12 protein-coding genes are annotated in these 13,080 nt (G+C 59.4%); 1 reads left to right on the top strand and 11 read right to left on the bottom strand.

The features are described from left to right. Nucleotides 1-133: 133 nt before the first annotated feature. The 10 genes from SOP85_RS23495 to SOP85_RS23540 form a co-directional block, all read right to left on the bottom strand. On the bottom strand, nucleotides 134-2,233 hold the full coding sequence (locus SOP85_RS23495) for an LTA synthase family protein (RefSeq protein ID WP_323628381.1): 2,100 nt from the start codon (nucleotides 2,231-2,233) through the stop codon (nucleotides 134-136). 274 nt (nucleotides 2,234-2,507) lie between these two features. After that, nucleotides 2,508-3,113: an START domain-containing protein gene (locus SOP85_RS23500; RefSeq protein ID WP_274072999.1), complete on the bottom strand. Its 606-nt coding sequence runs from the start codon at nucleotides 3,111-3,113 to the stop codon at nucleotides 2,508-2,510. Between the two features lie 41 nt (nucleotides 3,114-3,154). Next, on the bottom strand, nucleotides 3,155-3,409 hold the full coding sequence (locus SOP85_RS23505) for a YkgJ family cysteine cluster protein (protein WP_323628382.1): 255 nt from the start codon (nucleotides 3,407-3,409) through the stop codon (nucleotides 3,155-3,157). Nucleotides 3,410-3,574: 165 nt separating this feature from the next. After that, nucleotides 3,575-4,036, bottom strand: a complete 462-nt coding sequence (locus SOP85_RS23510; protein WP_323628383.1) for a translation initiation factor 2 — start codon at nucleotides 4,034-4,036, stop codon at nucleotides 3,575-3,577. Nucleotides 4,037-4,126: 90 nt separating this feature from the next. Continuing rightward, on the bottom strand, nucleotides 4,127-5,566 hold the full coding sequence (locus SOP85_RS23515) for an aminotransferase-like domain-containing protein (protein ID WP_020799971.1): 1,440 nt from the start codon (nucleotides 5,564-5,566) through the stop codon (nucleotides 4,127-4,129). Nucleotides 5,567-5,880: 314 nt separating this feature from the next. Next, the gene (locus SOP85_RS23520; RefSeq protein ID WP_274072997.1) at nucleotides 5,881-6,693 is read right to left on the bottom strand and encodes an OmpA family protein; all 813 of its coding nucleotides are present in this window, start codon (nucleotides 6,691-6,693) and stop codon (nucleotides 5,881-5,883) included. Further along, a complete protein-coding gene (locus SOP85_RS23525) occupies nucleotides 6,690-7,046 on the bottom strand; it encodes a DUF4398 domain-containing protein (RefSeq protein ID WP_274072996.1) in 357 nt (118 codons plus the stop codon). Before SOP85_RS23525 ends, SOP85_RS23520 begins: the two co-directional genes overlap by 4 nt. A 9-nt stretch (nucleotides 7,047-7,055) precedes the next feature. Then, nucleotides 7,056-7,871: a substrate-binding periplasmic protein gene (locus SOP85_RS23530; protein ID WP_323628384.1), complete on the bottom strand. Its 816-nt coding sequence runs from the start codon at nucleotides 7,869-7,871 to the stop codon at nucleotides 7,056-7,058. Between the two features lie 188 nt (nucleotides 7,872-8,059). Beyond that, nucleotides 8,060-8,989, bottom strand: a complete 930-nt coding sequence (locus SOP85_RS23535) for an electron transfer flavoprotein subunit alpha/FixB family protein (protein ID WP_274072994.1) — start codon at nucleotides 8,987-8,989, stop codon at nucleotides 8,060-8,062. A gap of 2 nt (nucleotides 8,990-8,991) precedes the next feature. Next, complete coding sequence (locus SOP85_RS23540; protein WP_015093946.1) at nucleotides 8,992-9,741, bottom strand: electron transfer flavoprotein subunit beta/FixA family protein; 750 nt, start codon at nucleotides 9,739-9,741, stop codon at nucleotides 8,992-8,994. A gap of 545 nt (nucleotides 9,742-10,286) precedes the next feature. On the opposite strand from SOP85_RS23540, the gene SOP85_RS23545 reads away from it, so the two are divergent. Continuing rightward, on the top strand, nucleotides 10,287-11,951 hold the full coding sequence (locus tag SOP85_RS23545; protein WP_323628386.1) for an electron transfer flavoprotein-ubiquinone oxidoreductase: 1,665 nt from the start codon (nucleotides 10,287-10,289) through the stop codon (nucleotides 11,949-11,951). A 180-nt stretch (nucleotides 11,952-12,131) separates the two neighbouring features. On the opposite strand, the gene SOP85_RS23550 is transcribed toward SOP85_RS23545, so the two are convergent. Then, entirely contained in the window at nucleotides 12,132-13,022 is an 891-nt protein-coding gene (locus SOP85_RS23550) for an AraC family transcriptional regulator (RefSeq protein ID WP_323628387.1), read from the bottom strand. Between the last annotated feature and the right edge of the window lie 58 nt (nucleotides 13,023-13,080).

Below are 13,080 nucleotides of genomic sequence, written 5' to 3' on the forward strand. Positions count from 1 at the left end.
CGAGCGAGACGCATAAAAAAATCCGATGCCAGTTCAGGCATCGGATTTTGATTTCTTGCGGCCAAAGGTCAAGCGAGATGGCTTAACTGATCGGCATTACCCTTGAAGGGCCTCTTTTTTATTGCAGCGTTGTTTAGTCCGGCTTGCCGTCGACCACACCAGCGGTGTTATCGATCAGGCTCTTGGTCGCCGTTTGCAGGAACGCTTCGAGCTTGGTTTTAAGCTCGGCGGTACGCGGTGCATTCGGAACGACCACGGCACGAGGCGTAGCGCCCAGTTCATACTGGTACATCTTCGGCTCCATGTCCTTGTCCTTCGGCAACACCAGAATATGGTCCGCGGTGATGATCGCGGTGGTCTGCTCGCTGCCCGATGGCTTGATCACGCCAAACCCGGTATCGCCCTCAGGCAGGTTGAGCAAGTCGCGGCCCCAGCACTGATGACGCACTTCGCCACCGATCCGACCCATGATGGTCGGCACGATGTCGACCTGAGTACCCACGGTGTGGTCGAGGGTGCCGAATTTTTCCTGGATGCCCGGTGCGATCAGCAGCATCGGCACGTTGAAACGACCCAGGTCCATTTCGGTGATCTGGCGTTCGTTGCCGAAACCGTGGTCGCCGACGATGACAAACAGGGTTTCCTTGAAGTACGGCTCATTGCGCGCCTTTTCGAAGAACTGGCCCAGCGCCCAGTCCGAGTAACGCATGGCCGTCAAATGCTCGTTCAGGCTGCCGCGATCGGTCACACGCTCAACCGGCAATGGGCTCGGCAAGGCGTACGGGGTGTGGTTGGACAGGGTTTGCAGCAAGGCATAGAAGGGTTTCTTGTCCTTGCCATCACGGGCCTTGAGCTCCACCAGGCCACGGTCGAACATGTCCTGGTCGGACACACCCCAGGTCGGGTCGGAGAACACCGGGTTGACGAAGTCGTTACGCCCGATGAAGTTGGTCATGCCCTGGTTGCTGAAGAAACCGGACTGGTTGTCCCAGGCGAAATCGCCGTTGTAGACATACACGTCGTCGTAGTCACGAGCGCTGAGCAGCTGCGGCAGGCCGGACAGTTTGTGGCTGCCCTCCGGGGTCTGCATCAGGTATTCGAAACCCGGCAAGTTCGGGAAGCAGGCCATGGTGGCGAACATGCCCTGGTGGGTGTGGGTACCGTTGGAGAAGAAGCGGTCGAACAACAGGCCTTCCTTCGACAGTTTGTCGAGGTATGGCGTGATGTTGCCCGGCCCGCCCAGTACACCCACCGAGTGACCGGCCATGCTTTCCATCAGGATCACGACGACGTTCTTGATCGGCAGGGTCTTGTCCGCCGGCGGTGTGTAGTCGCGACGCACGGCGGCGGTCTCGCCATCCACCAGTTTGTCGTCCTGCATCACCAGCAGGTCGCGCACGGTCTGCTGCGCCATCGGTTGCGGCAAGGTGGCTTTCCAGATGTTGTCGCGATCTTCGGACATCCGGCTCTTCGCCGCCGCCACCAGGGACAGGGTACCGTTGAGGCCCAGCTGGTTGGCGAAGTTGGAATCGGTGGTGTAGACATCACCCCAACGCATGGGCGGGCCTTGGCGCAAGGTACCGCGGGCCGCGACCACGCAGATCAGCAGGCAGACCACGAACACCATGGCGCGCGAGTACCAGGGAGCCACCTGGCGGGTGCTGATGCTGCCGCCACTGAACGGGCCACGGGGACGCGTGGCACGGTCGGCACCCTTGAACGCCAGGCTCAGGATCCAGGTACCCAAGGCCCAGGCCAGCAGGTAGCGAACCACCGGGAAACCGTACCAGAGCATGCTCATCACGGTTTTCGGGTCTTCCTTCACATACTGGAAGACCAGCCCGTTGAGGCGCTGGTGGAATTCACGGTAGAAGTCCATCTCCATCAGGCCGAGGAACAGCGCGATGCTGGAAGTTACCGTCAGCCACAGGCGAAAGATCCCGCGCGCGGCCATGGCCCTGGCACTGAACAGCGCCAGCACCAGCGGAATGCTCAGGTACACCACCAGGCGCAGGTCGAAACGCAGGCCATTGGCGAATGCTTCGAAAAAGGTCGCGGCCGGTGTATCGAGGATCATTTCGCGGTTATAGACCAGCAGCGCGAGGCGCAGTGCGGAAAACATCACCATCATGACCAGAGCGCACAACAGCGTGTAGGCCAGATGCGATTTGACGGTCGGTTGCAGCAAGCGACTCGATGCTCGCTTCTGACTCAGGGCGTCCGGGATTGCCATGTCGTTTTAGGACCCATTGGAAGTTGAAGTTTCGAAAATACAGCTGCGCCCTGCCCTCTTTTGGCCAGTACTCGGCCCCGGGGTTTGCGCGGTGCGCAAATGTTGCACGATCAATCGCGGCATTGCCATTGATTACTGTTCGTCGATGGCGGCGCGGGCGAATTGTCTTGGAGGCTTTGTGAAAATTTTGTGCAACGAATATCTGGAAACACAATAAAGGCGAAAGATCGCAGCCTTCGGCAGCTCCTACAGGGGCTGCGATCTTTGATCGGCGTTACTTCTCGGCGCGCTCTTTCAGGGCTTTCAACGTATTGAACGGGGCATCGACCACAAACTTGTTGGCCACCATCGATGGCACGCTGCCGCCCGGCTCGGTATGCACCTGGTAGGTCACCTCGACCTGATCGCCCTTGGGTACGAACTTCCAGAAACCGTCGACCTTGGCGACCCGGACAAAACCTTTTTCTTCAGGAATGTATTTCGGCACGCCCTCGAGCTTGCGGGTCAGGCTGCCATCGGCACCAACAGTCGTGGTGATATGCACCACCGAATCACGCGGCGTGACCGGCCATGGCGTATTGAACTGGGTGTAGGTCCAGCTCTGGTCGCCTTCGCGCTTGAGCAACTTCTGGGTCTTGCACTCGTGAATCCAGGCGCAGGTGCCGACCACGTCTTCCTGCAACGCGCGCAGCTTGGCCACGGTGGTCTTCATCAGCGTGACGCCCTGATAGGCCTTGTAGTCGGAGCCGGGCACTTCACTCAGGGATATCTTGATGCCGTCTTCATTCCTGGCGACCTTCCAGTCTTCGGCCTGGGCGACCGACGTGGCCAGGACAGCCGTCAAACCACACAACACAGCCATACGATGCAGCGAACCCATAATCTTATTCCTTATTGTTGAAGTTCCGTTCGTCGAACACATCACGCGGCCGTCATTTGCTCCCACCAGCCAATCAACCGAATAGCCTCTTCGCTGCTGCTGCCACACACCTCGACGTCAGCCTCGAACGCCGAACACACCGCCGGACGCTCGGGTTTACCGAAAATGTTGCACAGGTTTTCTGTAGAGAGTTGCAGGCAACGCTCCCCGGCGGCTTTGCCATTGGGCATACCGGGAATCGGTGAACTGATGGAAGGGGCTATGCAGCAGGCGCCACAGCCCTCACGGCATTTCATGACGAAAAGTTCCTCGCGACGAGCAATGTGTTAAAGGACGGGGCACAGAGTAACCGCTAAAACAGTTGTTTTAAATTACTCGGCCTCGGGTTTTTACCCGCAAGCGAGCGTGACCGGGCAGTCTCCGACCAAGCGTCTTTGCTTGCGGGCATGCAAAGGCGGGATTCAGCGCTTGAATTCGAACTCCAGCGCCGCGCCTTCGACTTCACGGCGTTCTTCGTTACGCAGTTGCAACTGCATTTCGTTATTGATCAGCTTGCCGTTGATCTGGAACTGGTTGTTTTTGTCCCCGAACATTTCCGGCAACACCGGTTCGCGCTTGGGTAATGGCACTGTACCGACCGGTTTCAGCTCTTCGACCATGTCCTTGGGCAAACTCAGGTCAAGGTCGGCTGAAGGGATTGGGGTTTTCACCACCTCGCTGGCCGGTTTTGACTTTGAAGCAACCGGTGGGCGCTTTTTTACCGCGGCGGTCTTATTCGCCGGCGCGGTTTTACTCGCAGGTGCGTTTTTTTTCGGGGTGCTGGCGGTGGGTTTTTCCTGCACGGATTGGGCCTGCGCGGACGCCGGCAGAACACTCCCTAACAGGCAGATCAACAGCCAGGCGGCAGGAAAAATCGGCTTCATGGACCCAACGATGCAAACGGCGAAAACGACAGAGGTGCATATGCTCGCCTGTTGCGCGCCCCGTGACAAGCACGGACCGGAACCGCCCGGTCAAAAGCCGCCGGCCATCTCCTGGCAGAGCTGGGTGGCAAGCATGCCCAGGGTCATCAACGCCCGTTCGGCTTCGCGGTTCCATGGGATCCCGCAATTAAGCCGGATGCAGTGATTGAACTGCTCGGTGTTACTGAAGATCAGCCCTGGCGCGATACTGATGCCCTGCTGCAACGCGCGCACGTGCAGTTCCTGGGTGTTGACCCGTCCCGGCAGGCTCACCCACAAAATGAAACCGCCGGTCGGCCGGGTCATCTGCGTGCCTTCGGGGAAATACTGCTGCACCGCCAGCTGGAAAGCGCTGAGGTTCTTGCGGTACTCCTGGCGGATGTAACGCAAATGGCGGTCGTAGCCACCGTTTTCCAGATAGGCGGCAATGCCCATCTGGGTGACGCTGCAGGCCGAATGAGTACTGAAAGTCTGCAGGCGCTGGATCTCCTGCTGGTACTTGCCGGCAATCATCCAGCCGATCCGCACTCCCGGCGACAGGGTCTTGGAGAAGCTGGAGCAATAGATCACCCGATCCAGGCGGTCATAGGCCTTGAGCGATTTGGTGCGGCCCTGCTCGAACATCAGCTCGCCGTAGATATCGTCTTCGACGATCTGGATATCGAAGTCCGACGCCAGGCGCAGCAGCTGCTTCTGCCGCTCTTCGGGCATGGTGCCGCCTAGCGGGTTACTCAGACGAGTGGTCAGCACCAGCGCCTTGATCGACCACTGGTTGGCGGCCAATTGCAGGGCTTCGAGACTCATGCCCGTGGACGGGTCGCTGGGAATTTCGATGACCTTGAGGCCCAGCAGATCGGCCAGCTGCAGCAACCCGTAGTAGGTTGGCGACTCGGCTGCGATCAGGTCACCGGGCCGGGTCAGCACCCGCAGGGACATCTGCAAGGCGTCGACGCAGCCGTGGGTGATCACCACTTCCGAGGGGTCGACCACCACGCCGGCATCGCGCATGCGGATCGCCACCTGTCGGCGCAAGGGTTCGAAACCGGGGCTGAACATGTAGCTGAAAGCCCGCGGGCTATGGAACCGGGTGACCTTGGCCAACTGCTGATGCAGCGCCCGCACCGGTAGATAGTCGACGCTGGGCACCGCGGCGCCCAGGGGAAAAACGCCCTCACGGCGCGATTCGACCAACACCTGCTGGATGATGCTGCTGCGGGTGACCAGGCCTGGCCGTTCGACCCGGGCGATGTCCGGGGTCGGCGCCGTCAGCGCCGGGGTCTGGTGCACGTAGTAACCGGACTGCGGCCGCGCGCGGATCAGCCCCTGATCCTCGAGGTTGGCATACGCCTGCAACACCGTGGCATGGCTGACGTTGAGCTGCGAACTCATCTTGCGCACCGAAGGCACGCGCTCGCCCGGTTGATAGACACCACGGCGGATGTCTTCGGCCAGTTGCTGAGCAATACGTTGGTAGAGCAAGAGGTTGGTCATGACGCAGCACTCGATTTCACGGGTATTTTATTCTTGTGTAAAACAATACCGGAACAGTTTAGAAGTGTACGGGGACAGTTGCCACAATAGTCGACAGTACAGTGCAGTGTCAGCAAGAACTGTACTGTTTTGCGAGATATTTGGCAGACATAAAAAAACCCGGCGCTGTATGGCAGCGCCGGGTAGTACGAGATTTGTAGGAGCTGTCGACTGAAAGGAGACTGCGATCTTTACAGGGTCACTTGAGTTTCAAGGAAGATCAAAAGATCGCAGCCTCGTTTCACTCGTCAGCTCCTACAGGCCGGATTTCACATTCAGCGGGCGGCGCCCAACTGGCCTTTTTCGTCGGAAAACACGATTTCCACTCGACGGTTCTGCGCACGGCCGCGCTCGGAAGCGTTCACGTCTACCGGGTATTCATCGCCGTAGCCTTCCACCTTGATGCGCTTGTCGTCGATGCCCAGGTCCATCAAGACGTCAGCCACCGATTGCGCACGGTCCCGCGACAACTTGAGGTTGTCCTGCTTGCCGCCGGTGCTGTCGGTGTAGCCCTCGATCCGCACCACACGCTTGGGGTTGAGCTGCAGGAATTGCACGATCTTGAGCACCACGCGATTGGCCGAGTTTTTCAGCTCTGCTTCACCGGTGTCGAACAGCACATCGCCCAGGGTCATCACCAGGCCACGATCGGTCTGGGTGGTCGCCAGCGCAACAATTTGTTCTTCGAGCAACTTGCCCTGCTGCTGCACGCTGAACAGCTTGGATTCGCGCAACGCCAGTTGCAGGCGTTGACGCTCCAGTTCGAGCTTCGCGGCGCGCTCTTCGTTGAGCACCTGGTTGGTGTGCTCGCGAGCGATTTCGCTGTAGCGCTGGCTCAGGTAGGCGTAATGCACCACGTCCGAACCGCTGCCCCAATAGCTGGACAACCGATCGGCGCGGGCCAGGGATTCACCGGCCCGAATCACGTCCTTTGGCGCGATGCGCAACACGTTGGAGTCTTCCTTGACCTTCTGGAAATCAGCACCGGCCTGCTGCAATGCCGACTCACTGTGCTGACCGGCGCAACCATAAAGGTTCATGCAGCCGGCCAGGATCACACCGCCGAGGGTTAGGGTCTTGAGGCTCATTGGGCATCTCCCAGTTGCTTGCGCAGGCGGGCGATGCGGGTGTTGAGCACGTTCAGCTGCTCTTCGCTCTTGAGGGTCAGGACCCGGGCTTCTGCCAGGCGCGCATCCAGTTCGGCCTGTTCAGCGCGCATCCGCGCATTCCTGAACGATTGGTCGGCCATGCTGCCCTTGGCGCGGTTGTACTTGTCTTCGGCCAGTTTCATTTGCGGCACTTCGTCGGCAGTAGCGCCCACGGCCTTCGCTTGCTCGAGTGCCTGTTCGGTCAGGCGCATTTGTTCAATCGGCGCCGGATCGGCTGCACAACCCGCCAGGGCCAGAAGGGCCAGGGCAGCGAAAAGAGGTCGGATACTCACTAAAAATCCTTACTGTTTTGGGGTACTGACAGGTTTTTTCTGCTGCGCGTTCCAACGCTCGATATTGCGTTGCAGCGCGACCTCCGTCAGTCCGGACGCGGGCAATTCTGTCATCTTTTTGGCCAGCTGTCCGCGCAACCACGGATCGTTGCAGGCGGAGTTATGGGAAACCGCCAGGAACAGTCCAGGTCTGTCGACCGGTTGCTCACGGGCAACCAGGTCATTGGCCATGCCCAACGTCTGCGCCATTGCCATGCCGGAGTAGCGCCCGGCCAGGACAAATTCCACCTCGCCCAACAGCAGTTTCTGAAAGGCCTGGGTCAGGTTTGGCGTACGGGTGAGGGCCAGTTGCTGCTCGGCGAAAGTAGCGAATGCCGAGGTCAATCGAGACTTTTCCGACAAAGCGCCTGGATGACCATGCAGGTCCTGCACTTCGTTGTAGACCAGCGACGAGTCCCTGCGGGTCCAGACCAGGTAATCGTTTTCCAGCAACGGTGGATGAATGTAATCCAGGGATTCCAGCTCAGTGACCGTCAAAGGTGCATCGGCCAGCATGTCCATGCGCCCGCTGCGTACTTCGTCCAGGGCTTGGGAGCGTTTGCCGGCATAGAGCATTTCGACCTTGATCCCCAACTGCCCTGCTACCTGCTGCAACAAATCGGCACTGGCACCGATCAGGTGCTTGGGATTTTGCGGATCCTGCCACAGGTACGGTGGCGCATCCGGGCTGCCGGTGACCACCAGGCGTTCGCACTTGCCGGCGGCGACGGACAGCGTCGGCAAAAGCATCAATCCCAGCAAGCTCCACGCAAGACGCAGATCCATGGCAATACTCTCCCGTTGAGACCGTGTATATCCCTGTAGGAGCGAGCTTGTTCGCGATGGTCTCAGATGTGCCGCGCTCATGCAGAATGCGCGCGTCATCGTTGACGTCCATCGCGAGCAAGCTCGCTCCTACAGAAAAAAAAAAGCCCGACCAAAGGGTCGGGCTCTTTATAAGTGAAGCAGCCGGATTAGACCAGCTTCTCCAGCTCAGGGATGGCTTCGAACAGGTCCGCCACCAGGCCGTAATCGGCCACCTGGAAGATCGGCGCTTCTTCGTCCTTGTTGATCGCAACGATCACCTTGGAGTCTTTCATGCCGGCCAGGTGCTGGATCGCGCCGGAGATACCGACGGCGATGTACAGCTGTGGAGCAACGATCTTGCCGGTCTGACCGACCTGCATGTCGTTCGGAACGAAACCTGCGTCGACCGCGGCGCGGGAAGCACCGACGGCAGCGCCCAGCTTGTCGGCCAGGGCGTACAGGTGTTTGAAGTTGTCGCCGTTCTGCATGCCGCGCCCGCCGGAAACGACGATCTTGGCAGCGGTCAGTTCCGGACGATCGGACTTGGCCAGCTCTTCGCCGACGAAGCTGGAGATACCAGCGTCGTGGGCAGCGCCAACGGCTTCAACAGCCGCCGAACCACCGGTAGCGGCAACCGGATCGAAACCGGTGGCACGCACGGTGATCACTTTCACTGCAGCGTTCGATTGAACGGTAGCGATGGCGTTACCAGCGTAGATCGGGCGCTTGAAGGTGTCAGCGCTTTCTACCGAGATGATCTCGGAGATCTGGTCAACGTCCAGTGCAGCGGCAACGCGCGGCAGGATGTTTTTGCCGTTGGAAGTGGCGGCAGCCAGGATGTGGCTGTAGCCATTGCCCAACTCTGCGACCAGAGGAGCGACGTTTTCCGGCAGTTGGTGAGCGTAGGCAGCGTTATCAGCGACCAATACTTTGCTCACGCCAGCCACTTGCGCAGCGGCTTCAGCCACGGCGCCAGCGCCTTGGCCTGCAACCAGAACGTGGATGTCACCGCCAATCTTGGCGGCGGCAGCAACGGTGTTCAGCGTGGCCGGGGCCAGCACTTTGTTGTCGTGTTCAGCGATTACCAAGATAGTCATGATTAGATTACCTTCGCTTCGTTTTTCAGTTTCTCGACCAGTTCAGCCACCGACTTGACCTTGATACCCGCGCTGCGTGCAGCAGGCGCTTCGACTTTCAGAGTCTTGTTGGTGGAGGCGGTGGAAACGCCCAAAGCGTCCGGAGTCAGCACTTCGAGAGGCTTCTTCTTGGCTTTCATGATGTTTGGCAGGGACGCATAACGCGGCTCGTTCAAACGCAGGTCGGTGGTGACGATGGCCGGCAGTTTCAGGGAAACGGTCTGCGCGCCGCCGTCGATTTCGCGAGTCACGGCAACGCTGTCGCCGCTGATTTCGACTTTCGAAGCGAAGGTGCCCTGACCGTAGCCGCTCAGTGCAGCCAGCATCTGGCCAGTCTGGTTGTTGTCGCTGTCGATCGCTTGTTTGCCAAGGATCACCAGCTGAGGCTGTTCCTTGTCGACTACAGCTTTCAACAGTTTGGCAACGGCCAGGGAGGTCAGGTCTTCGGCGGACTCGACGAGGATGGCGCGGTCGGCACCCAGAGCCAGCGCGGTGCGCAGTTGCTCTTGAGCGGTGGACGGGCCGACGGAGACGACGACGATTTCAGTCGCAACACCCTTCTCTTTCAGGCGTACGGCTTCTTCCACGGCGATCTCGCAGAACGGGTTCATCGACATCTTGACGTTGGCAAGATCGACGCCGGAATTGTCCGCCTTGACGCGAACTTTCACGTTGTAATCCACAACGCGTTTGACAGCTACAAGAACCTTCATGGATTCCTCGTTACTCTCCGGTGAAAAGAAAGTCGCCTAGGCGAACCTGGCGGTTGATGCTCATCGGGCGCAAGGGCACCTCCAAAAACGCCGGCAAAGGTGTCAAGTGACCATCGCTCATGATCTGTATGACCGTTCGTCAGTGGTGACTGAGGAGTCATTCAACATCGCGGCGTGTAAACTGCGCATCAAGCAAGCGCAGCGTCATTCTCTCCTGCCATCGCCCTGTCTTTAGAGGTGCTCTTGAAACCAACAGTCAGCCTACGGCGAGCGCAAAACCGCCCGTATCTTGACCGGAACACCTATTCCGGTCAATACGCCAAAATGGCCGTTCATAAGCCGGGTGACTTTGATTTCTCTGGCTTGGAGCCATTTCAAACAAACGTTTGTATTGGACGCTGAGAGTGGTGTAGATATAATGCGCCACCAAAGAGAAAGGTGGTTAATCGATTGTCCTCTCCCGGCGTCACGCAGGGATTCACGGATGCGACACCCAACCTCCCTATTAGAAAAAAAACTGTTGAGCCTTGAGTAGGAGATAACCTGTGGAACGCGAATACATGGAATTCGACGTGGTCATCGTCGGTGCCGGCCCCGCTGGTCTTTCCGCTGCCTGCCGATTGAAGCAGAAGGCCGCCGAAGCCGGTAAGGAAATCAGCGTCTGCGTGGTCGAAAAAGGCTCCGAAGTCGGTGCTCACATCCTGTCCGGCGCGGTGTTCGAGCCTCGGGCCCTGAACGAACTGTTCCCGAACTGGAAAGAACTTGGCGCGCCGCTGAACACGCCGGTCACCCGCGACGACATCTTCGTGCTGAAGAACGCTGAAAGCGCGCAGAAAATTCCAGACTTCTTTGTGCCCAAGACCATGCACAACGAAGGCAACTACATCATCTCCCTGGGCAACCTGTGCCGCTGGCTGGCCCAGCAGGCCGAGAACCTGGGCGTGGAGATCTACCCGGGCTTCGCCGCCCAGGAAGCCCTGATCGACGAAAACGGCGTGGTACGCGGGATCATCACCGGCGACCTGGGCGTTGACCGCGAAGGCAATCCGAAAGAAGGCCTGTACACCCCGGGCATGGAACTGCGCGGCAAGTACACGCTGTTCGCCGAAGGCTGCCGTGGCCACATCGGCAAGCAGCTGATCAAGCGCTTCAACCTCGACACTGACGCCGATGCCCAGCACTACGGCATCGGCCTGAAGGAAATCTGGGAAGTCGACCCGGCCAAGCATCAGCCAGGCCTGGTGGTGCACACCGCCGGTTGGCCGATGGACATCATGGGCACCGAGAACACCGGTGGCTCGTTCCTCTATCACCTGGAAAACAACCAGGTAGTAGTCGGCCTGATCGTCGACCTGTCCTACAGCAACACTTACCTGTCGCCGTTCGACGAGTTCCAGCGCCTCAAGCATCACCCGGTGCTCAAGCAGTACCTGGAAGGCGGCAAGCGCATCAGCTACGGCGCCCGCGCCATCTGCAAGGGCGGCCTGAACTCGCTGCCGAAAATGGTCTTCAAGGGCGGCGCGCTGATCGGTTGCGACCTCGGCACCCTGAACTTCGCCAAGATCAAGGGCAGCCACACCGCGATGAAGTCAGGCATGCTCGCCGCTGAATCGGTGGCTGTCGCACTGTTCGCCGACAAGGACGGTACTGAAGAACTGACCACTTACGTCGACGCGTTCAAGAACAGCTGGCTGCACGAAGAACTGTTCGCCAGCCGTAACTTCGGCCCGGCGATCCACAAGTTCGGCGCCATCGTTGGTGGCGGTTTCAACTGGCTGGACCAGAACATCTTCGGCGGCAAACTGCCGTTCACCCTGCACGACACCAAGCCGGATTACGCGTGCCTGAAACTGGCGGCCGACTGCAAGAAGATCGACTATCCGAAACCGGACGGCAAGATCAGCTTCGACAAACTCAGCTCGGTGTTCATCTCCGGTACCAACCACGAAGAAGAGCAGCCTTGCCACCTGAAGCTGACCGATCCGAGCATCCCGATCAGCAAGAACCTGCCACTGTACGATGAGCCGGCACAGCGTTACTGCCCGGCTGGCGTGTACGAAGTGATCACCAAGGAAGACGGCGAGAAGCGCTTCCAGATCAACGCCCAGAACTGCGTTCACTGCAAGACCTGCGACATCAAGGATCCTGCACAGAACATCACCTGGGTGACGCCGGAAGGCGCTGGCGGCCCGACTTACCCGAACATGTAAGCCGAACGCCTGAACATCGAGGCTCCCGAAATGGGGGCCTTTTTGTTGCCTGCGATTGATGAATCAACCTAGATCCAATGTGGGAGCGGGCTTGCTCGCGAAAGCGGTATGTCAGTCAACATCGATGTTGGATTTCAGACCGTCTTCGCGAGCAGGCTCGCACAGGGTTTCCCTACGGGTTCAGGCAGCGCGTTCGTCGCCCGGATTACGCTCGAAGTAGCGCTTGTACTCGCGACTGAACTGCGACGTGCTCTGATACCCCACCCGATGTGCCACCTGCGCCACGCCCAGCCCCTCGCCCAGCAACAACTGCTGCGCCCGAAGCAAACGCAATCGCTTCAGATATTGCACCGGCGACAGCAAGGTGCTGCGCTTGAAATGCTCATGAAAGGTCGACGCACTCATGTTGGCGCAGCTGGCCAGGGTCTCGACGTTCAGCGGTTCGGTGTAATGCGCATGCAGATGACTGAGCGATGCCGCGATCCGCGCGAATTGTCCCTGCTGCTCGACCAGGGCGCGCAACACATCCGCCTGCGGACCGCGCAAGGCGACGAACAGCAATTCGCGCAAGCGCGCTTGCCCCATGATCTGGCATTCCAGCGGATCGTGCAGGCAGCGCAACAAGCGTTCGACACAACCGCGCATGGCGTCATCGAGCACCGCCGAGGTCATGGACTCCGGTGTTTGTGCCGCAATATGCCGCCCCGGCGCCAAGCCCATCGCCAACACCAGCTCGCCGAGCATCACCCGGTCGATCGCCACAGACACTCCCAGCATGGGCCCGCTCGGTGCGGCAAAGGTTTCACACTCGAACGGCACCGGCAGCGCCTGGATCAGATAGTGCCCTGCCCCATATTCCAGGGTGCGCGGCCCCAGGTACGCCAGTTTGCTGCCTTGGGCGATGATCACCAGGCTCGGCTCGTAGATCTGCGGGCCACGGGCCACATCGCAACTGGCGCGCAGAACCTGCACGCCCGGCAACGCGGTCGGGACGAATCCGTCGCGGGTCGACAGCGGCTCAATCAGCGAAACCAGCGCGGCATTGGCATCAAGGTGACGGGTCAACAACATTGGAAAAGCTTCACGGAAAAAGGGATGAAAGCATCATCGCAGGTCTGATCGCCAATGC

Origin of the sequence: Pseudomonas sp. YuFO20 (assembly GCF_035064975.1) — a bacterium.
Lineage (GTDB): Bacteria > Pseudomonadota > Gammaproteobacteria > Pseudomonadales > Pseudomonadaceae > Aquipseudomonas > Aquipseudomonas putida_AE.

What these genes read in the sequence shown, in the direction of transcription:
- SOP85_RS23495 (WP_323628381.1), bottom strand. Translation starts at nt 2,233, where the DNA reads ATGGCAATCCCGGACGCCCTGAGTCAGAAGCGAGCATCGAGTCGCTTG.
- SOP85_RS23500 (WP_274072999.1), bottom strand. Translation starts at nt 3,113, where the DNA reads ATGGGTTCGCTGCATCGTATGGCTGTGTTGTGTGGTTTGACGGCTGTC.
- SOP85_RS23505 (WP_323628382.1), bottom strand. Translation starts at nt 3,409, where the DNA reads ATGAAATGCCGTGAGGGCTGTGGCGCCTGCTGCATAGCCCCTTCCATC.
- SOP85_RS23510 (WP_323628383.1), bottom strand. Translation starts at nt 4,036, where the DNA reads ATGAAGCCGATTTTTCCTGCCGCCTGGCTGTTGATCTGCCTGTTAGGG.
- SOP85_RS23515 (WP_020799971.1), bottom strand. Translation starts at nt 5,566, where the DNA reads ATGACCAACCTCTTGCTCTACCAACGTATTGCTCAGCAACTGGCCGAA.
- SOP85_RS23520 (WP_274072997.1), bottom strand. Translation starts at nt 6,693, where the DNA reads ATGAGCCTCAAGACCCTAACCCTCGGCGGTGTGATCCTGGCCGGCTGC.
- SOP85_RS23530 (WP_323628384.1), bottom strand. Translation starts at nt 7,871, where the DNA reads ATGGATCTGCGTCTTGCGTGGAGCTTGCTGGGATTGATGCTTTTGCCG.
- SOP85_RS23535 (WP_274072994.1), bottom strand. Translation starts at nt 8,989, where the DNA reads ATGACTATCTTGGTAATCGCTGAACACGACAACAAAGTGCTGGCCCCG.
- SOP85_RS23540 (WP_015093946.1), bottom strand. Translation starts at nt 9,741, where the DNA reads ATGAAGGTTCTTGTAGCTGTCAAACGCGTTGTGGATTACAACGTGAAA.
- SOP85_RS23550 (WP_323628387.1), bottom strand. Translation starts at nt 13,022, where the DNA reads ATGTTGTTGACCCGTCACCTTGATGCCAATGCCGCGCTGGTTTCGCTG.